Raw genomic sequence first — 19,428 nt, forward strand, 5'->3', positions numbered from 1 at the left:
CTTTTCTCGACCCGATTTCCTCGGTGCTTTCCAGGTTTCCACTCTCGCGGTTTCCTTTCCGGCGGTTCCGACTCTATCAGATCCTTTTTCGATCCGATCCCCGGTCAGCGGGGTTCGTCTTCCCTGCCCTTCTGCCGTTCCGACGAGTGAGACTTTAGCGGATTCCTCGCTCCCGAGCTAATCGGGGGCTGCGCTCTTTCGAACGCGGATTCCTCATTTCGCAAATAGCGCGCCAGTGCCGACGACGCGACAAAGCATCGCCGAGTTACGGCTGGTACCTGCGGAATGGCTGTCCGGGGACCGACCGGAGTCGGCTCTCACGTCGGACAACTCGAAGTACGTTACGGATCACCTCGGTGCGTGTCAACTCGCTGCGGGCGGCCACCCCCGGGGCGTACCCTGGGCCGCATGACCACGCGTACGTGCAACCAGTGCTGGTGGGCCGCCTGACGGCGGCCGGCACTCACGTATGCGCTCAACGGCCGCCGCTCCGGCGGCCGTTCTCGTATCTCCCTCCAGGACTCCGGGAGCCGGCCGGCCGGGACGGCGGCCCCGATCCGGAGGTGGAGTAGGGATGACACGGGTCTTCAGTGGAGTGAAGCCGACCGGGCACCTGACCCTGGGGAACTACCTGGGGGCCATGCGCCGCTGGACGGAGGTGGACCAGCACCGGTCGGACGCCGTGTTCTGCATCGTCGATCTGCATGCGCTGACCGTGGACCACGATCCGGCGCGGGTCCGCAGACTCAGCCGGCAGGGCGCGACGCTTCTGCTGGCGTCGGGACTCGACCCTGAGCTGTGCACCGTGTTCCTGCAGAGCCACGTCGACGAGCACACGCGGCTGTCGTACCTGCTGGAGTGCGTGGCGACCGACGGCGAGATGCGGCGGATGATCCAGTACAAGGAGAAGGCCGTGCGGGAACGGGAGCGGGGCGGCAGTGTGCGGCTGTCCCTGCTGACGTATCCGGTGCTGATGGCGGCGGACATCCTGGCGTACGGCGCCGACGAGGTGCCGGTCGGGGACGACCAGGCGCAGCACGTGGAGCTGGCCCGGGACCTGGCGGTGCGGTTCAACCAGCGCTACGGCCACACGTTCGTGGTGCCGAAGGTGACGAGTCCGCGGGTGGCCGCGCGGGTGATGAACCTGCAGGACCCGACGTCGAAGATGGGGAAGTCCGACGACTCGGGGCCGGGGATCGTCTATCTGCTGGACGAGCCGGACGTGGTGCGCAAGAAGGTGATGCGGGCCGTGACCGACAGCGGTCAGGACGTCGTGTACGACCGGGAGCAGCGGCCGGGCGTCACGAATCTGCTGGATGTTCTCGCTGCGTGCACGGACGGGAACCCTGAGTCACTGGCGGGCGTTTACCGGTCGTACGGCGCCTTGAAGAAGGACACCGCGGAGGCGGTGGTCGAGGTGCTCAGGCCGGTGCAGGAGCGGCACAGGGAGCTGTGCGCGGATCCTGCGTACGTGGAGGGGGTGCTGCGCGATGGTGCGGAGAAGGCCCGGGCGATGGCCCGGCCGACCGTCGATACCGCCTATCGGGCGATCGGGCTGCTGCCGCCCGTCCCGGAGCCCGCGCTGAGTCCCGGTCGCTAGCGGTGGGGCGGCGGGGTTCCCCCGCCGCCCTCTCCCGGTCCGGCTTTCAGTCCTTCTTGCCGGAGGCCAGCTCCCGGCTGCGGTCGCGGGCGGCCTCCAGGGCGGCGATGAGGGCGGCGCGCACTCCGTGGTTCTCCAGTTCGCGTATGGCGTTGATCGTCGTGCCGGCCGGGGAGGTGACGTTCTCGCGGAGTTTGACGGGGTGTTCGCCGCTGTCGCGGAGCATCACCGCGGCGCCGATGGCGGACTGGACGATGAGGTCGTGGGCCTTGTCGCGGGGCAGCCCGAGCAGGATGCCGGCGTCGGTCATGGCCTCGACCAGGTAGAAGAAGTACGCCGGGCCGGAGCCGGACAGGGCGGTGCAGGCGTCCTGCTGGCTCTCGGGGACGCGGAGGGTCTTGCCGACGGCGCCGAAGATCTCCTCGGCGTGGGCGAGGTGCTCGGCGGTGGCGTGGCTGCCGGCGGAGATGACGGACATGGCCTCGTCGACGAGGGCGGGGGTGTTCGTCATGACGCGGACGACCGGGGTGCCGGTGGCGAGGCGCTCCTCGAAGAAGGAGGTGGGGATGCCCGCGGCTCCGCTGATGACCAGGCGGTCGGCGGGGATGTGCGGCGCGAGTTCGTCCAGGAGGGTGCCCATGTCCTGCGGCTTGACCGTGAGGATCAGGGTGTCGGCGGTCTTGGCTGCCTCGGTGTTGGTGACCGGGCTGACTCCGTGGCGGGCACGGAGTTCTTCGGCGCGTTCGGGGCGGCGGGCGGTGACCAGGAGGTCGGCCGGCGCCCAGCCGGCCCGGATCATTCCGCTGAGCAGGGCTTCGCCGATCTTGCCGGTGCCGAGGACTGCGACTTTCTGGCTCATGCGGTTCAGTCTCGCACCGGTGCGCAGGGGGCGGGGGTGCCTGTCCGGTGGGCGGGACGCGCGTCGCGGGGCGGCCGCCGGGGTCAGGTGGTCCGGCGCCGCAGGGTGGCCGCGCCCAATGTCAGTACCAGCAGGGCGCAGCCCGCCACGATCAGGACGTCCCGCACGAAGGTGGCGGTCATGTCGGCGTGGTGGAGGACCTCGTTCATGCCGTCGACGGCGTACGACATGGGCAGGACGTCGGAGACGGCCTCGAGGACGGGGTGCATGCGGTCGCGTGGGGTGAAGAGGCCGCAGAGGAGGAGCTGGGGGAAGATCACCGCCGGCATGAACTGGACCGCCTGGAATTCCGAGGCCGCGAAGGCCGAGACGAAGAGGCCGAGGGCCGTGCCGAGGAGGGCGTCGAGGAGGGCGACGAGCAGGACCAGCCAGGCCGAGCCGGTGACGTCCAGGCCGAGGAGCCACAGGGCGAGTCCGGTGGCGAGAGCGGACTGGACGATGGCGAGGGCGCCGAAGGCGAGGGCGTAGCCGGCGATGAGGTCGGCTTTGCCGAGGGGCATGGCGAGGAGGCGTTCGAGGGTTCCCGAGGTGCGTTCGCGCAGGGTGGCGATGGAGGTGACCAGGAACATCGTGATGAGCGGGAAGATGCCGAGCAGGGAGGCGCCGATGTTGTCGAAGGTGCGCGGGCTGGCGTCGAAGACGTAGCGCAGCAGGACCAGCATCAGGCAGGGCACGACGATCATCAGCGCGATGGTCCGCGGGTCGTGGCGCAGCTGGCGCAGGACGCGGGCCGCGGTGGCGGTGGTGCGGGAGGCGTTCAGGGCGCCGGTGGGTGCCGTGGCGTTCATCGGCTCGTCTCCTTGGTGCGGTCGGTGGTGCTCGCGTCGGCGGTGGCCGCTTCGTCGACGAGGTGGAGGAAGGCGTCCTCGACGGTGTCGGTGCCGGTGCGGGTGCGCAGGGCGTCCGGGGTGTCGTCGGCGAGGATGCGGCCGTCGCGCATGAGGAGGAGGCGGTGGCAGCGCTCGGCCTCGTCCATGACGTGGGAGGAGACGAGGAGGGTGGCGCCGCGGGCGGCGAGGTCGTGGAAGAGGTTCCACAGGTCGCGGCGCAGGACGGGGTCGAGGCCGACGGTGGGCTCGTCGAGGACGAGGAGTTCGGGGGTGCCGAGGAGGGCGACGGCGAGGGAGACCCGGCTGCGCTGCCCGCCGGAGAGGTTGCCGGCGAGGGCGTCGGCGTGGCTGGTGAGGTCGACGTCGGCGAGGACGCGTTCGACGGTGCCGCGGCGGTCGGAGGCGGCGCGGGCGGGGTCGAGGATCGCGGCGAAGTAGTCCAGGTTCTGGCGGACGGTCAGGTCGTCGTAGACGGAGGGCGCCTGGGTGACGTAGCCGATGCGGCTGCGCAGACCGGGGTGGCCGGCCGGGCGGCCGAGGACGTCGAGGGTGCCGGTGACCTTGGCCTGGGTGCCGACGATCGCCCGCATGAGGGTGGACTTGCCGCAGCCGGAGGGGCCGAGCAGGCCGGTGATCTGGCCTCGGGGGACGGTGAAGCGGAGGTGGTGGAGCACGGTGCGGGAGCCGCGGACGACGGTGAGGTCGTCGGCGTGGACGGCGTCGGGGGCTGTGGGGCGGGGTGGGTCGGCCACGTTATTCATCACGTGATGAATAATCTTCCCGAGTGCCCGCGCCGTCAAGGGGGTGCGGTGTCGCCCCGCACACGAAAACGACGGCCCGGAAAGGAACCGGGCCGTCGAGCGGAGGGAAGAGAGGGGTGCGGGAGCGTCAGCGGCGGCGCTTCTTCTTCGACGGGTTGCCCGTCCGGCGAGTGGTGCGGCGGTCGTACTCCTCGCGTGCCCTCTCGTACTCCTCGCGGTGCAGCTTCTCGCCCGGGGCCTCGGTGAGGGAGCGGAAGAAGTAGGCGAGCAGGGAGCCGACGAAGCCGATGGCGAGCAGGCCGCGCAGGGAGGCCTGGCGCTGCGGGTCGGGGCGCTTGCCGAAGCCGTCCCAGGTGTTGCGGAAGGCGAGGGCGCTGCAGATCGCGAACATGGCGATGATCAGCACGGTCACGAAGGGCCCGCTGTCGGCGATCCGGATGCCCTCGTAGGCGAAGCGCAGCACCAGGCAGGAGGCGACGGCCGCGGCGAGCGAGCCGACGGCGACCGCGGCGCGGCGGGCCGGGTAGCCGTGGTCGTGGCTCACCCAGGACGTGCCGAAGAACCGGAGGGGTTCGGGGCGGGGACCGCCGGCCGGGCCGGCCGAACCGTCCGCGGAGCCCGCCGGGGTGCCCGGGGTGCCGTTGTCGTCGCTCACGTGACGATTATGGCGCCGGGCGGGGGCGGGCTCCGGGTGGGGTCAGGCGCAGCGCGAGGCGACGTAGCCGTCGGTGCCCGTGTTCACGTAGGCGTCCGAGACGTACTCGCCGTTGTCGATGTTGTCCCAGATCTTCGACGTGCCGTAGTAGCCCGACACCGTGGTGCCCGGCGTCTGGCAGAAGATCGGTACGCGCGTCCCCTCGGGCAGGACGCGCACGATGCCGTAGCTGGTACCGGGTCCGCTGCGGACGTTCAGGCGGACGCCGGGGGCGACCGCGTAGGTGAGCGCGGTGGCCGCCGCCGTCACGGCCTCGGGCTCACCGCCGGACTCGATCTTTTCGGCACGGTCGATGGACATGCGAAACCTCCCCCGTTGAGCGCATGCGCAACTCGCAGGCGGAGACTAGCAAGCCGCCTCTGTCTCGCACGAGTCATCGACTAGGCTCCGTGCGTCGCGCGCGCGGACGAACAGCACGGGGGTGGTCCCATGGCGCCATGGAGGAACACCGGAGCCGGCGCGGAGGCGGAACTTCCGGAATACGCCGGTCACTACCACCTCCAGTCATGTCTGGGCTCCGGCGGCATGGGTGTGGTGCACCTGGCCCGCAGCGCCTCGGGGATGAAGCTCGCGGTGAAGGTCGTCCACGCCGAGTTCGCCAGGGATCCCGAGTTCAGGGGCCGCTTCCGGCAGGAGGTGGCCGCCGCGCGCCGGGTGAGCGGCGCCTTCACCGCGCCCGTCGTCGATGCCGATCCGGAGGCCGAACGGCCGTGGATGGCCACCCTGTTCATCCCGGGGCCGACCCTTTCCGACGAAGTCAAGCGGAACGGGCCCATGGCTCCGGCTCAGGTGCGCCGGCTGATGGCGGGGCTCGCGGAGGCGTTGCGCGACATCCACCGGGTCGGGGTCGTGCACCGGGACCTGAAGCCGAGCAACGTGCTGCTCGCCGAGGACGGGCCGAAGGTCATCGACTTCGGCATCTCCCGGCCCAAGGACAGCGAACTGCGGACCGAGACCGGCAAGTTGATCGGTACGCCGCCGTTCATGGCGCCCGAGCAGTTCCGGCGGCCGCGCGAGGTGGGTCCCGCCGCCGACATCTTCGCGCTCGGGTCGGTGATGGTGCACGCGGCGACCGGGCGCGGGCCCTTCGACTCCGACAGCCCGTACGTCGTCGCCTACCAGGTCGTGCACGACGAGCCGGACCTCACCGGTGTGCCGGACGACCTCGCTCCGCTGGTGCTGCGGTGCCTCGCCAAGGAGCCGGAGGACCGGCCGACCCCCGATGAACTCATGCGGGAGTTGCGGTCGGTGGCGGCCTCGTACGACACGCAGGCGTTCATACCGGCGCAGCGGTCGGGTGGCGGACCGGCTCCGGAGCCCCGTACCGAGCAGCCCGGGTCATCGACCGGGAAGCGCGTCGGCCGGAAGGCGGCTGTGGGCGCCGGAGTGCTCGCTCTGGTGCTGGGCGCCGCCGTGGCCTCCGTTCAGATGGCGGGCGGCGCCGGCCCCGCGCGGACTGCCGCGAACCCGCACACCAGGACGGCCGCGTTCAGCTCCTGGGTCGCCAGGCCGACACCGGGGACGACGGGGATGCCCCAATGCTCCTACGGCGACGGCAAGCTGTTCTGTGCGCGGCCCGGCGTGGTCAGCGCCTTCTCGCCCGCTGACGGCAAGCCGCTGTGGCGGCACTCGGTCGCCGCCGGAGCCACCGGCGGTCCGCCGGTCGTCTCGGCCTCTCGTGTGCTGCTCCGCACCGGTGGTGGCGCGCTCACCGCGCTCGATCCGGGGTCGGGCGACGAGGTCTGGAAGCGGCGTCTGGCCCAGGGGACGATGGTCCGGTACGCCGGCCGTACGGCCCTGCTCGTCGGTGCCGACGGCACGGTCACCGGCGTGGACGGCAAGTCGGGCGGCACGAGGTGGAGCCGGCGGATACCGGGCTACAGCACGCCGGACCTCACCTCGTTCGCGGGGGACCGACTGGCGTATGCGACCAGCGTCTCCGGTGACGGGGCCCGTACGCGCGTCACGGCGGTGGATCCGGCTACGGGCGCTGTGCGATGGGAAGCGCGGCTGGAAGGGGCGCTGCGGCCCGTCGGCAGTCACGGCGGCTCGCTGTTCTTCCTGTCCGTCGACAGGACCTCCGGCGAGACGCACGCGGTGGTCCGCTACACACCGGCTTCCCGGACGTCGCGCCGGGTGACGCTGCCCGTCTCCCGTCTGAGTCCCCAGGCCACCGCACATGGCGACGTGGTCTACCTGCTGGCCTTCGGCGGCTCGCTGGAAGCCGTCGACCTGCACAGCGGTAAGCGGCTGTGGCATCTCGAGACGTCCGTCAGCCGCGGCTCGGCACCGGTCGGCGACGGCAGGCACGTGTACTTCACCGCGGCCGACGGGCGTCTGCTGGCCGTGGACGCGCGCGACGGGAGCCTTCTGGGGTGGACTCCGCCGCGGCTCGGCACGAACACGGGCGCAGTCACCGCCGCGCTTCCGGCACCCCTGGTGGCCGGCGGCCACGTCTACGCCGGCGCCCCCGACGGCACCGTGTTCGGCGTCAACGCGCGAAACCCGGCCGACTGGTGACGCGCGAAGGGGGCCGCTCCCGTGCGGGAGGCGGCCCCCTTCGTCGGGAGACCGGGGTCAGCCCAGCTTGCTCACGTCCCGCACCGCGCCCTTGTCCGCGCTGGTCGCCATCGCCGCGTAGGCGCGGAGGGCGGCGGAGACCTTGCGGTCGCGCTTCTTCGGGGCGTAGGTGCCGTTCAGCGCCTGCTCGCGGCGGGCCAGTTCCGCGTCGTCGACGAGCAGCTCGATCGTGCGGTTCGGGATGTCGATGCGGATGCGGTCGCCGTCCTGGACCAGGGCGATGGTGCCGCCGGACGCCGCCTCCGGGGAGGCGTGGCCGATGGAGAGGCCGGAGGTGCCGCCGGAGAAGCGGCCGTCGGTGATCAGGGCGCAGGTCTTGCCCAGGCCGCGGCCCTTCAGGTACGAGGTCGGGTAGAGCATCTCCTGCATGCCGGGGCCGCCCTTGGGGCCCTCGTAGCGGATGACGACGACGTCGCCGTCCTTGACCTCCTGGGTGAGGATCCGCTGGACGGCCTCCTCCTGGGACTCGCAGACCACGGCCGGGCCCTCGAAGGTCCAGATGGACTCGTCGACGCCGGCCGTCTTCACCACGCAGCCGTCGACGGCCAGGTTGCCCCTGAGGACCGCGAGGCCGCCGTCCTTGGAGTAGGCGTGGTCGACCGAGCGGATGCAGCCGTTCTCGGCGTCGTCGTCCAGGGCCTCCCAGCGCTCGGACTGGGAGAAGGCCTCGGCGGAGCGGACGCAGCCCGGGGCCGCGTGCCAGAGTTCGACCGCCTCGGGGGACGGGGAGCCGCCGCGCACGTCCCAGGTCTTCAGCCAGTCGGCGAGGGAGGGGCTGTGCACGGCGTGCACGTCCTCGTTGAGCAGGCCCGCGCGGTGCAGCTCGCCGAGGAGGGCGGGGATGCCGCCGGCGCGGTGCACGTCCTCCATGTAGTACGTGCGGTTCTTCGCGACGTTGGGCGCGACCTTCGCCAGGCAGGGGACGCGGCGGGAGACGGCGTCGATCTGCTCCAGGCCGAAGGGGACGCCCGCCTCCTGGGCGGCGGCCAGCAGGTGCAGGATCGTGTTCGTGGAGCCGCCCATCGCGATGTCCAGGGCCATGGCGTTCTCGAAGGCCTGGAAGGTGGCGATGTTGAGCGGCAGGGCCGACTCGTCGTCCTGCTCGTAGTAGCGGCGGGTGAGGTCCATGACCGTGCGGGCGGCGTCGACGTAGAGCCGCCTGCGGGCGGTGTGGGTGGCGAGGACCGAGCCGTTGCCGGGGAGGGAGAGGCCGATGGCCTCGGTCAGGCAGTTCATCGAGTTGGCGGTGAACATGCCGGAACAGCTGCCGCAGGTCGGGCAGGCGTTCTCCTCGATGCGGAGGATGTCCTCGTCGGAGATCTTGTCGTTGACGGCGTCGGAGATCGCGTCGACCAGGTCGAGCGTGCGGACCGTGCCGTCGACCAGGGTGGCGCGGCCGGACTCCATCGGGCCGCCGGAGACGAACACCGTCGGGATGTTCAGGCGCAGGGCGGCCAGCAGCATGCCCGGGGTGATCTTGTCGCAGTTGGAGATGCAGACCAGGGCGTCGGCGCAGTGGGCCTCGACCATGTACTCCACCGAGTCCGCGATCAGGTCGCGGGAGGGCAGGGAGTACAGCATGCCGCCGTGGCCCATGGCGATGCCGTCGTCCACGGCGATCGTGTTGAACTCGCGCGGGATGCCGCCCGCCTCGGTGATCGCCTCGCTGACGATCCGGCCGACCGGCTGCAGGTGGGTGTGGCCCGGGACGAACTCGGTGAAGGAGTTCGCGACGGCGATGATCGGCTTCCGGCCGATGTCCGCACCGGGTACACCGGAGGCGCGCATCAGGGCGCGGGCGCCCGCCATGTTGCGGCCGTGGGTGACTGTGCGGGACCTCAGCTCGGGCATCGTCGCTCGCTCCTTCAATGACCTTCTGGGAATGAGCCCCGAGGACCGGGCTCACTGTCGAGCCTACGCCGCCGCTCCAAGGGATGGACACGCTTGTCCGGAATGCGGGATGCGTGTTTCACGGACGGGGGACGTCAGGGGGCCGTCAGGTGGTGCTGCACGACCGGCGCCAGCCGCGCGACGATCTGCTCCAGGTCCGCCGACGCCAGCGGCTCCAGCTTGATCACGTACCGCATCATCGCCGCGCCCACCAGCTGCGCGGCCGCCAGCTCGGCGCGCAGTTCCGCGTCCGGCAGGTCGAGCTGGACGGCGATGCGGCGCAGCAGCTGGCCGGCGACCAGCCGGCGGAAGACGGCGGCGGCGGTGTCGTTGGTCACCGCCGAGCGGACGATCGCGAGCAGCGGGGCCCGGGTCGCGGGGTTCTCCCAGACGCCGAAGATGAAGCGGGCCAGCCGCTCCCCCACTCCGTCCAGCGGCCCGGCGGCCACCGCCTCGGGCGCGTCCAGCGCGGGCGCGAAGGCGACCGCGACGGCCTCCTCGAAGACCTGTTCCTTGGTGCCGAAGTAGTGGTGCACGAGCGCCGGGTCGACCCCGGCCGCCTTGGCGACGCCGCGGACGGAGGTCTTCTCGTAGCCGCGTTCGGAGAACTCCTCGCGGGCCGCGGCGAGGATGCGGTCGCGGGTGTCGGCGGACTCGGCGCGCGGGGGGCGGCCGCGGCGGCGGGCGCCGGGGGCCCCGGTCACCGCCGGGGCACCCGCACGTCGGAGGTCAGGTGGCGGCGGGTGAAGGCGAGGGCCTCGGCGAGGTCGGCCTCCCGCTCGGCGCTGGACATGGCCCGCCGGGTGTTGACCTCGATCACGACGTGGCCGTCGAAGCCGGTGACCGCGAGGCGTTCCAGCAGCTCGGCGCAGGGCTGGGTGCCGCGCCCGGGCACCAGGTGCTCGTCCTTGGCGGAGCCGCGGCCGTCGGCGAGGTGGACGTGGCCGAGGCGGTCGCCCATGCGGTCGATCATCTGCAGGGCGTCGGTGCGGGCGGTCGCGGCGTGGCTGAGGTCGATCGTGAAGTGCCGGTAGTCGTCCTTGGTGACGTCCCAGTCGGGGGCGTAGGCGAGCATCTCGCGGTCGCGGTAGCGCCAGGGGTACATGTTCTCGACGGCGAACCGCACGTCGGTCTCGTTCGCCATCCGCCAGATCCCGGAGACGAAGTCGCGGGCGTACTGCCGCTGCCAGCGGAAGGGCGGGTGGACGACGACCGTGTCGGCGCCGAGCCTCTCGGCGGCCGCGCGGGCCCGCTGGAGCTTGACCCAGGGGTCGGTGGACCAGACGCGCTGGGTGATCAGCAGGCAGGGGGCGTGCACGGCGAGTATCGGGATGCCGTGGTGGTCGGACAGGCGGCGCAGGGCGTCGATGTCCTGGCTCACCGGGTCGGTCCACACCATGACCTCGACGCCGTCGTAGCCGAGGCGCGCGGCGATCTCGAAGGCGGTCGCCGTCGACTCCGGGTACACGGAGGCTGTCGACAGCGCGATACTCACGTCCGTTGGTTCAGCCACGTCGTCACCTTACGGGGTCCGGCCGTGACGGCGTGGGGTGCCTCTTCGCCGTTGTGATGTTTGCCATGGGCGGGTGCGGCTCCGTCGTGGTTCCTCGCGCGGTCGTGCCTGCCGGGCGCCCGGGGTCTTCCGGCTGGGCCGGCCCGGCATGGCCCGAACGGTGGGCCCTGGTCCTACCCCATGTGATCGAGGCGCCGCAGGATCACTCCTTCCCGCAGGGCCCAGGGGCATATCTCCAGGCTCTCCACGCCGAACAGGTCCATCGCGCCCTCGGCGACCAGGGCGCCGGCGAGGAGCTGGCCCGCGCGGCCGTCGGAGACCCCGGGCAGCTCGGCGCGCTGCTGCGTGGTCATGCCGGCCAGGCGCGGGACCCAGGCCTCCAGGGACTCCCGCTTCAGCTCGCGCTGGGCGTAGAGGCCCTCGGCGCTGCGGGCGGCGCCGGCGATGCGGGCGAGCTGCTTGAAGGTCTTGGACGTGGCGACGACGTGGTCGGGGGCGCCGAACCGGCTGAACTCGCCGACCGTGCGGGCGATCTCCGTGCGGACGTGGCGGCGCAGCGCCCGGACGGCGTCGGGCTCGGGCGGGTCGCCGGGCAGCCAGCCGGCGGTCAGCCGGCCGGCGCCGAGCGGCAGGGAGACGGCGGCGTCCGGCTCCTCGTCCATGCCGTAGGCGATCTCCAGCGAGCCGCCGCCGATGTCCAGGACCAGCAGCTTCCCGGCGGACCAGCCGAACCAGCGGCGCACGGCGAGGAAGGTGAGCCGGGCCTCCTCCGCGCCGGCGAGCACCTGGAGCCGTACGCCGGTCTCGGCCTCCACGCGCGCGAGGACGTCGTCGGCGTTGGTGGCCTCCCGGACCGCGGAGGTCGCGAACGGCAGCAGGTCCTCGACACCCTTGTCCTCGGCGGCCTGGAGCGCGTCCCGTACGACGTCGATCAGCTTGTGGACGCCGTCGTCGCCGATGGCCCCGTCCGCGTCCAGCAGTTGGGCGAGCCGCAGTTCGGCCTTGTGCGAATGCGCGGGCAGCGGGCACGCGCCGGGGTGGGCGTCGACCACCAGCAGATGCACCGTGTTGGATCCCACGTCCAGGACACCGAGTCTCATGTACGGAACGCTACTGCCAGATCGCCGGTCCACGGTCCCCGCTGCGGGCCCTGGCCACTTACCCTGGACGCGTGCCAAAGACGAAAAAGGCGAACTCCGGAAAAGCTGACAAGGCGGGCAAGGCCGGCAAGACGGCCGCTTCCGCCAAGGGGTCGAAGGTGAGCGACGAGAAGGGGCTCGACTTCGCGCGCGCGTGGGTGGAGTTCCCCGATCCGGCGGACGAGGAGCAGGTCTTCCGCTGCGATCTGACATGGCTGACCTCTCGCTGGAACTGCATCTTCGGCAGCGGCTGCCAGGGCATCGAGGCGGGCCGCGCGGACGACGGGTGCTGCACGCTGGGCGCCCACTTCTCCGACGAGGACGACGAGAAGCGGGTCGCCGGGCACGTGGCGAGGCTGACGCCGGAGATCTGGCAGCACCACGCGGAGGGCGTGCGGGGCGGCTGGGTCTCCGAGGACGAGGAGGGGTCCCGGCAGACGCGGCCCTACCAGGGCTCGTGCATCTTCCAGAACCGGCCCGGCTTCCCGGGAGGCGCGGGCTGCTCGCTGCACATCCTCGCCCTGCGGGAGGGCCGGGAGCCGCTGGAGACCAAGCCCGACGTGTGCTGGCAGCTGCCGATCCGGCGGACGTACGACTGGATCGACCGGCCCGACGACACGCGGGTGCTGCAGATCTCCATCGGGGAGTACGACCGCCGCGGCTGGGGACCGGGCGGTCACGACCTGCACTGGTGGTGCACGTCGGCGACCTCGGCCCACGGTGCCGGCGAGCCGGTGTACGTCTCCTACCGGGCCGAGCTGACCGAACTGATGGGCAAGGCCGGCTACGACCGCCTGACCGAGCTCTGCGAGCAGCGCCTGGCGTCCCGGCTCCCGCTGGTGGCCCCGCATCCGGCGGACCCGGACCCGGCCGGCTAGCCGTCGGACGGGCTCGGGGCGCCGGTGCCGTCCGTCGGCGCCGGGGACGAGGCCGGCGGGTCGGACGGGACCGGGTCGGTCGGGCTGGCCGGTGGGGCCGAGGGGGACGGGGGCTCACCGGACGGGGGTTCCGTGGGGGCCGAGCTGGTCGGGGCCGGGTCGGGGGACGAGGGCCGGGGCGTGGGGCGGGTCGGGGCGGTGCCGTAGCCGCTGATGGTGATCACGGCGCCGGCCGGGGAGACGGCCACCTGGGCGCGCCAGTGGCCGGACGGCTCGCGCAGATGGTCGACGTACACCTTGATCGTCAGCGTCTCGCCGGGCCGGAGGGTTCCCGAGGACCGGCTGAGGTAGAGCCAGCCCGCCGAGGTGGTCGCCGACCAGCGGACCGGGCCGGAGCCGGACGCGGTGAGGGTGATCAGGGTGGTGTCGCCGTCGTTTCCGGCGCCGACCGTCAGCTCCCCGGCGCCCTTCCGGCCGGCCCCCGAGACGCTGACGACCTCCACGGAGACGTCCGCCTTGCCGCCCCCCTTGCCCGGCCGGGCGCCCGGTCTCACGCTGGCGTTGCCCGCGTTCTCGTAGCCGCCGCCGGTGCCGCCGCCCAGCGTCTCGGGGCCCTGTGCCTCGGGCACGGTGGCGGAGCGCCCGTCCGCGTCGGCCGGGCCGCCCCGGTAGGCGGCCCACAGCGCGAGCACGGGGGCCGCGACGACCGTGGCGACCACGGTGGTGGTGACCGCGCCGGCGCGGAGCCGGTCGCGCCGGGCCGCGCGGTCCTTGGGGTCCATCGGGAAGCCGCGCCGGTCGAAGCGGGGCACGGCGGCGCCCCGCGCGCGCGGGTGGTGCGCGAGGGCCATGTGCAGGTCCGCGCGCGGGGCCTCCAGCACGGGCAGCTCGGCCGGGGTGACCGTGGCGCCGGGCCAGTGGCCGGGGGCGGCGCGCTCGGCGGTGCGGCGGCAGCGGGGGCAGTCGTCGACGTGGCGGACCAGTTCGCGACGCAGGGCGGAGCTGAGGACCAGCCGGCTGTCGCCGGTGAGGTGGGCCACGCTCGGGCAGCCGCCGGTCTCGACGACGGCGAGGGCCGCGCGGGTGCGCTCGACCTCGCAGGCGGCGGAGGCCAGCAGGTCGCGCGCGGAGGCGGGCTCCATGCCGAGGACGGCGGCGACTTCCCGGGGGGTGAGGTGGTGGCGGACGGCCAGCTCCAGGGCCTCGCGCTGCTCGGGGGAGGTGCCGGCGGCCTCCGGCCAGGCGAGCAGGGCGAGTTCGCGGCGCCGCTGCTCCTGGGTCTCCGGGGAGACCGGCCGGTCGGCGGCCTGCTTCCCGGTCGTCTTCCCCGGCTCTCTCCCTGCCCCCCTCGCCGGCCCTTTCCCCGCCGTGCGGCCGGCCGCGTGGGTGGCCTGACGTTTCTGCTTGGCCTCGGCGAGTCCCCGCAGGCAGGCCCAGCGGGCCAGGGCGTACAGCCACGCCCTGCGGTCCGCCGTCCCCGGGGCGCGCTGTCCGCGCCGCTCGGCGAGCGCCAGGACGTCCCCGAGGGCCGCGGTGGCCGCGTCGTGGTCGCACAGCACCGACAGGCAGTAGGTGAACAGACCGTCCAGGTACGGCTCGTAGCGCGCCGGCGGCCGCTGGGCGAGGGTGCGTGCGGCGGCTCGGTCGCGCGCCTCGCGGTGCGCCCGATGCGCCCCGGTCGTGCGGGTCGTGGTCTCCGGACTGCTGCTCATCACCCGTGCGACCGTATGCGGCGGCAGAGTATCCCTTCTTGCGGCTTGAGCACTTTTAATCCGTACGGGTGAAACGATCCCTCATAAGGGGACAGGAACCCCGCGTTCCGCGGCTCGGCCCGGGCCGGCCGCGGCCCGTACCGGATGTTCCGCAGGTGACCGCCGGGGGGCGTTGTCAGTGGCGCGGGCTACGGTTTCCGCATGGCTGCCCGTACCAAGACCACCAAGGACCGCCCGTCCTACCGCTGCACCGAGTGCGGCTGGCAGACGGCCAAGTGGCTCGGCCGCTGCCCCGAGTGCCAGGCGTGGGGGACGGTCGAGGAGTACGGCGCGCCCGCGGTCCGTACGACGGCACCGGGCCGGGTCACCAGCTCCGCCGTGCCCATCGGCCAGGTGGACGGCCGCCAGGCCACCGCCCGCACGACCGGCGTGCCGGAGCTGGACCGGGTGCTCGGCGGCGGTCTCGTGCCCGGCGCGGTGGTGCTGCTGGCGGGCGAGCCGGGCGTCGGCAAGTCCACGCTGCTGCTGGACGTGGCGGCCAAGTCCGCGAGCGCGGAGCACCGCACGCTCTACGTGACCGGCGAGGAGTCGGCGAGCCAGGTGCGGTTGCGCGCCGACCGCATCGGCGCCCTGCACGACGACCTGTACCTGGCCGCCGAGACGGACCTGTCGGCCGTCCTCGGCCACCTGGACGCCGTGAAGCCGTCCCTGCTGATCCTCGACTCGGTGCAGACGGTCGCCTCCCCGGAGATCGACGGGGCGCCCGGCGGCATGGCCCAGGTCCGCGAGGTCGCCGGGGCGCTGATCCGCGCCTCCAAGGAGCGCGGGATGTCCACGCTGCTGGTGGGACACGTCACCAAGGACGGCGCGATCGCCGGCCCGCGTCTGCTGGAGCACCTCGTGGACGTCGTGCTGCACTTCGAGGGCGACCGGCACGCGCGCCTGCGCCTGGTGCGCGGGGTGAAGAACCGCTACGGCGCCACCGACGAGGTGGGCTGCTTCGAGCTGCACGACGAGGGCATCACGGGCCTCGCCGACCCCAGCGGGCTCTTCCTGACCCGGCGCGACGAGCCGGTCCCGGGCACCTGCCTGACCGTCACGCTGGAGGGCCGCCGCCCGCTGGTGGCCGAGGTGCAGGCGCTCACCGTCGACTCGCAGATCCCCTCCCCGCGCCGGACCACCTCCGGCCTGGAGACCTCCCGGGTGTCGATGATGCTGGCGGTGCTGGAGCAGCGCGGGCGGATCAGCGCGCTCGGCAAGCGGGACATCTACTCGGCGACGGTGGGCGGCGTGAAGCTGTCGGAGCCCGCGGCCGACCTCGCCATCGCGCTCGCGCTGGCCTCCGCGGCGAGCGACACCCCGCTGCCGAAGAACCTCGTCGCGATCGGCGAGGTCGGCCTCGCGGGCGAGGTCAGACGGGTCACGGGCGTGCAGCGCAGGCTCACCGAGGCGCACCGGCTGGGCTTCACGCACGCGCTGGTCCCCGGTGATCCGGGCAAGGTCCCGCCCGGCATGAAGGTCCTGGAAGTGGCGGACATGGGGGACGCGCTGCGGGTGCTGCCGCGCTCCCGTCGCCGAGAGGCCCCACGGGAGGCGGAGGAGCGCCGGTAGACTTTGCCCAGGTCTCGCCCGTCCGTACGAACCGAGTGCGCACGACGGAGCGCCCCTGAACCTGCGACCGGAGGAGTGCAGTGGCAGCCAACGACCGGGCAGCAGCTCCCGGAAAGTCCGGTGGGAGTGCCGGCTCCGATCGCCTGATGCGCGCCTCGTTGAGCGCCGTGGCTCCGGGTACACCCCTGCGCGACGGCCTGGAGCGGGTCCTGCGCGGCAACACCGGCGGGCTCATCGTCCTCGGCTCCGACAAGACCGTCGAGGCGATGTGCACGGGCGGCTTCGTCCTGGACGTGGAGTTCGCCGCGACGCGGCTGCGGGAGCTGTGCAAGCTGGACGGCGGCATCGTGCTCTCCTCCGATCTGTCGAAGATCCTGCGGGCCGGCGTGCAGCTGGTCCCGGACCCGACGATCCCGACGGAGGAGACCGGCACCCGGCACCGCACCGCCGACCGGGTCTCCAAGCAGGTCGGCTTCCCCGTGGTCTCCGTCTCGCAGTCCATGCGGCTGATCGCGCTGTACGTCGACGGGCAGCGGCGCGTGCTGGAGGACTCGGCGGCGATCCTGTCCCGGGCGAACCAGGCGCTGGCGACCCTGGAGCGGTACAAGCTGCGGCTGGACGAGGTCGCGGGCACGCTGTCGGCGCTGGAGATCGAGGACCTGGTGACGGTGCGGGACGTGTCCGCCGTCGCGCAGCGCCTGGAGATGGTGCGGCGCATCGCCACCGAGATCGCCGAGTACGTCGTCGAACTGGGCACCGACGGGCGTCTGCTGGCGCTCCAGCTGGAGGAGCTGATCGCCGGTGTCGAGCCCGACCGGGAGCTGGTCGTCCGGGACTACGTGCCCGAGCCGACGGCGAAGCGGTCCCGCACGGTCGACGAGGCGCTGTCCGAGCTGGACGCGCTGAGCCACGCGGAGCTCCTCGAGATGGGCACGGTGGCGCGGGCGCTCGGCTACACCGGGTCCCCCGAGACGCTGGACTCCGCGGTGTCCCCGCGGGGCTTCCGGCTGCTGGCCAAGGTGCCGCGGCTGCCGGGGGCCATCATCGACCGGCTGGTGGAGCACTTCGGGGGGCTGCAGAAGCTGCTCGCCGCCAGTGTGGACGATCTCCAGACGGTCGACGGCGTCGGCGAGGCGCGGGCCCGCAGCGTGCGGGAGGGGCTGTCGCGGCTGGCGGAGTCGTCGATCCTGGAGCGGTACGTCTGACGTTCCCGGCTGCCGGGCACCTCTGGGTTCGGAGGTGCGCGTCATGGTGCGGGTGCGTCGTGGCCGGTCGCGCCGTTCCCCGCGCGCCTGGACGGTAGCCGCCTGGGCGCCGGCGGATCCTCCGTCAGTCCGCCGACAGCACGAACGACGCCTGGAGCTTCGCGAAGCCCGGTGTCCTGGCCTCCAGGAGATACGTTCCGGGCTTGGCCGACCCCGCGGGAGGCGTCTCGCACTGGGCGGCGCTCGGCTTGCGGTCCCACTTCACGGTGTAGGTGATGCTCTGCCCGGCGGGAACCCGGAAGTACAGGCTCGACGCGCCCTTGGGGCAGTCGGCCGACGACCAGAAGGCGTTGTCGCCGTCGGCCGGTGTGACCGTCAACACCGCGTGCTTCGGCCCGAGGTCGACCTTGCAGTCCCCCGACGAGGTGTTCTTCGCGATGAGTTCGAACGCGGGCGTCTGGTCCGGCGAGTAGGAGTTGTGCAGGCTGCGCAGGCTCAACGAGACGGACCCGGCGGTGCAGTCGGCCAGCGAGGAGGAGGCCGGCACCGCGTCCCCCGCACCGACGCCGCCGGCGGAGCCGCCGGCGGAGCCGCCGGAGGACGAGCCGGAACCGCCACCGGAGCCGTCGCCGGAACCGCCGTCTGAGCCGGAACCGCCGTCTGAGCCGGAAGAACCGGACGCCCCGGCGGAACCAGCGCCCCCGGAGCCGCTCCCGCCGCTGCCGCCGCCGCTCGACTCGTCGCGTCCGCCCGGGTGCTGGCTGATCGCGGAGCCAGAGGGGGACGGCCCCGGCGTGATGGTGGACGCGGGATTCTTGCCGTTCGACCCGCCGGCGCCGTTCTTGCCGCCCCCGCCACCGGACACGACGATCCAGGTGATCAGCAGGGCCAACAGGGCGACCACGGACAGCAGTAGGGCCCTCCGTCGCCAGTAGATGGAGGAGGGAAGCGGCCCGACCGGATTGCGCAGAGATCCCACGGCGCAAACTGTACGAGAGATCGCCGCACTTGCTTGCGTCCCCCGCCGCCCGAAGAGCAACTTTTCCGGATCATCATTCCGGCAACTGCCGTCAACACCAGGGCCCTTCGTTCCACGGCGACACTGTGCAGCCGGTTGATCACCGAGCATGACCGCCCGACCCGTGGCAGGATCGGATGGCCATGACTGAGAAGCTGCACACCCCCGTGATCGCCTGGTTCGACGCCCACGCCCGCGACCTCCCCTGGCGCCGCCCGGAGGCGGGCCCCTGGGGGGTGATGGTCAGCGAGTTCATGCTGCAGCAGACCCCGGTGAACCGGGTGCTGCCGGTGTACGAGCAGTGGCTGGCCCGCTGGCCGCGCCCCGCGGACCTCGCCGCGCAGGCGCCGGGCGAGGCGGTGCGCGCCTGGGGGCGGCTCGGCTACCCGCGCCGGGCCCTGCGGCTGCACGGAGCGGCCGTGGCCATAACGGAACGGCACGGCGGTGACGTCCCCACGGACCACGCGCAGCTGCTGGCCCTTCCCGGCATCGGGGAGTACACGGCCGCCGCGGTGGCCTCCTTCGCGTACGGGCAGCGGCACCCGGTGCTGGACACGAACGTGCGCCGGGTCCTGGCGCGGGCGGTGACGGGCGTGCAGTACCCGCCGAACGCCACCACGGCCGCCGAGCGGCGTCTGGCGCGCGAGCTGCTGCCCGAGGACGAGCGCACGGCCGCGCGCTGGGCGGCCGCGTCCATGGAGCTGGGCGCGCTGGTGTGCACGGCGAAGAACGAGGGGTGCCCGCGGTGCCCGATCGCCGCGCAGTGCGCGTGGCGGCTGGCCGGCAAGCCGGAACACGCGGGCCCGCCGCGGCGCGGGCAGACGTACGCCGGTACGGACCGCCAGGTGCGCGGCAAGCTGCTGGCGGTGCTGCGGGAGGCGCACGCGCCGGTGCCGCAGGCGGTGCTGGACCGGGTGTGGCACGAGCCGGTGCAGCGCGCCCGGGCGCTCGACGGACTCGTCACGGACGGACTGGTGGAGCCGCTGCCGGGCGGTCTGTACCGGCTGCCGCTCACCTGACGCTCACCTGACGCCCAGCCAAGTCACAGCGTCACGGG

At 72.9% G+C, this 19,428-nt stretch carries 17 protein-coding genes; 6 read left to right on the forward strand and 11 right to left on the reverse strand.

From position 1 onward, the window contains the following. The first annotated feature begins 574 nt into the window (after positions 1-574). Complete coding sequence (gene trpS, locus AQJ66_RS33520; protein ID WP_061929629.1) at positions 575-1,600, forward strand: tryptophan--tRNA ligase; 1,026 nt, start codon at positions 575-577, stop codon at positions 1,598-1,600. 46 nt (positions 1,601-1,646) lie between these two features. On the opposite strand, the gene proC is transcribed toward trpS, so the two are convergent. The 5 genes from proC to AQJ66_RS33545 form a co-directional block, all read right to left on the reverse strand. Next, the gene (gene proC, locus AQJ66_RS33525) at positions 1,647-2,459 is read right to left on the reverse strand and encodes a pyrroline-5-carboxylate reductase (RefSeq protein WP_061929632.1); all 813 of its coding nucleotides are present in this window, start codon (positions 2,457-2,459) and stop codon (positions 1,647-1,649) included. A gap of 83 nt (positions 2,460-2,542) precedes the next feature. After that, positions 2,543-3,307: an ABC transporter permease gene (locus AQJ66_RS33530; protein WP_061929635.1), complete on the reverse strand. Its 765-nt coding sequence runs from the start codon at positions 3,305-3,307 to the stop codon at positions 2,543-2,545. After that, positions 3,304-4,110, reverse strand: coding sequence for an ABC transporter ATP-binding protein (locus AQJ66_RS33535; RefSeq protein ID WP_107119122.1), 807 nt, complete (start codon positions 4,108-4,110; stop codon positions 3,304-3,306). The genes AQJ66_RS33530 and AQJ66_RS33535 overlap by 4 nt, the downstream gene beginning before the upstream one ends. A 127-nt stretch (positions 4,111-4,237) precedes the next feature. Next, entirely contained in the window at positions 4,238-4,765 is a 528-nt protein-coding gene (locus AQJ66_RS33540) for a hypothetical protein (protein ID WP_061929641.1), read from the reverse strand. A gap of 42 nt (positions 4,766-4,807) precedes the next feature. Further along, the gene (locus AQJ66_RS33545) at positions 4,808-5,125 is read right to left on the reverse strand and encodes an SH3 domain-containing protein (RefSeq protein ID WP_061929644.1); all 318 of its coding nucleotides are present in this window, start codon (positions 5,123-5,125) and stop codon (positions 4,808-4,810) included. Between the two features lie 129 nt (positions 5,126-5,254). Between AQJ66_RS33545 and AQJ66_RS33550 the strand changes: the two genes are divergently transcribed. After that, positions 5,255-7,345 (forward strand): serine/threonine-protein kinase, encoded by a 2,091-nt coding sequence (locus AQJ66_RS33550; protein WP_061929647.1) that lies wholly within the window; start codon positions 5,255-5,257, stop codon positions 7,343-7,345. A gap of 57 nt (positions 7,346-7,402) precedes the next feature. Here the strand turns inward: AQJ66_RS33550 and ilvD are convergent, their stop codons facing one another. The 4 genes from ilvD to AQJ66_RS33570 form a co-directional block, all read right to left on the reverse strand. Further along, positions 7,403-9,256: a dihydroxy-acid dehydratase gene (ilvD, locus tag AQJ66_RS33555; RefSeq protein ID WP_061929650.1), complete on the reverse strand. Its 1,854-nt coding sequence runs from the start codon at positions 9,254-9,256 to the stop codon at positions 7,403-7,405. A gap of 134 nt (positions 9,257-9,390) precedes the next feature. Further along, a complete protein-coding gene (locus AQJ66_RS33560; RefSeq protein ID WP_061929653.1) occupies positions 9,391-9,999 on the reverse strand; it encodes a TetR/AcrR family transcriptional regulator in 609 nt (202 codons plus the stop codon). Then, positions 9,996-10,808, reverse strand: coding sequence for a sugar phosphate isomerase/epimerase family protein (locus tag AQJ66_RS33565; protein WP_061929656.1), 813 nt, complete (start codon positions 10,806-10,808; stop codon positions 9,996-9,998). The genes AQJ66_RS33560 and AQJ66_RS33565 overlap by 4 nt, the downstream gene beginning before the upstream one ends. Before the next feature lie 173 nt (positions 10,809-10,981). Further along, positions 10,982-11,908, reverse strand: a complete 927-nt coding sequence (locus AQJ66_RS33570) for a Ppx/GppA family phosphatase (RefSeq protein ID WP_061929659.1) — start codon at positions 11,906-11,908, stop codon at positions 10,982-10,984. A 71-nt stretch (positions 11,909-11,979) separates the two neighbouring features. Here AQJ66_RS33570 and AQJ66_RS33575 point away from each other — a divergent pair, with 71 nt between their 5' ends. Then, the gene (locus tag AQJ66_RS33575; protein ID WP_061929662.1) at positions 11,980-12,825 is read left to right on the forward strand and encodes a DUF3109 family protein; all 846 of its coding nucleotides are present in this window, start codon (positions 11,980-11,982) and stop codon (positions 12,823-12,825) included. Here the strand turns inward: AQJ66_RS33575 and AQJ66_RS33580 are convergent. Beyond that, the gene (locus tag AQJ66_RS33580; RefSeq protein WP_061929665.1) at positions 12,822-14,540 is read right to left on the reverse strand and encodes a BACON domain-containing protein; all 1,719 of its coding nucleotides are present in this window, start codon (positions 14,538-14,540) and stop codon (positions 12,822-12,824) included. The two genes, AQJ66_RS33575 and AQJ66_RS33580, sit on opposite strands and share 4 nt — an antisense overlap. A gap of 198 nt (positions 14,541-14,738) precedes the next feature. Between AQJ66_RS33580 and radA the strand changes: the two genes are divergently transcribed. Both radA and disA read left to right on the forward strand, forming a co-directional pair. Continuing rightward, a complete protein-coding gene (radA, locus tag AQJ66_RS33585) occupies positions 14,739-16,148 on the forward strand; it encodes a DNA repair protein RadA (RefSeq protein ID WP_061929668.1) in 1,410 nt (469 codons plus the stop codon). 80 nt (positions 16,149-16,228) lie between these two features. Then, the gene (gene disA / locus AQJ66_RS33590; RefSeq protein ID WP_061929671.1) at positions 16,229-17,353 is read left to right on the forward strand and encodes a DNA integrity scanning diadenylate cyclase DisA; all 1,125 of its coding nucleotides are present in this window, start codon (positions 16,229-16,231) and stop codon (positions 17,351-17,353) included. A 124-nt stretch (positions 17,354-17,477) separates the two neighbouring features. Here disA and AQJ66_RS33595 read toward each other — a convergent pair whose 3' ends face one another. Further along, the gene (locus tag AQJ66_RS33595; protein ID WP_208611511.1) at positions 17,478-18,332 is read right to left on the reverse strand and encodes a hypothetical protein; all 855 of its coding nucleotides are present in this window, start codon (positions 18,330-18,332) and stop codon (positions 17,478-17,480) included. 182 nt (positions 18,333-18,514) lie between these two features. Between AQJ66_RS33595 and AQJ66_RS33600 the strand changes: the two genes are divergently transcribed. After that, positions 18,515-19,390 (forward strand): HhH-GPD family protein, encoded by an 876-nt coding sequence (locus tag AQJ66_RS33600; RefSeq protein ID WP_279617351.1) that lies wholly within the window; start codon positions 18,515-18,517, stop codon positions 19,388-19,390. Positions 19,391-19,428: the final 38 nt, after the last annotated feature.

The sequence above is a fragment of the Streptomyces bungoensis genome, assembly GCF_001514215.1.
Lineage (GTDB): Bacteria > Actinomycetota > Actinomycetes > Streptomycetales > Streptomycetaceae > Streptomyces > Streptomyces bungoensis.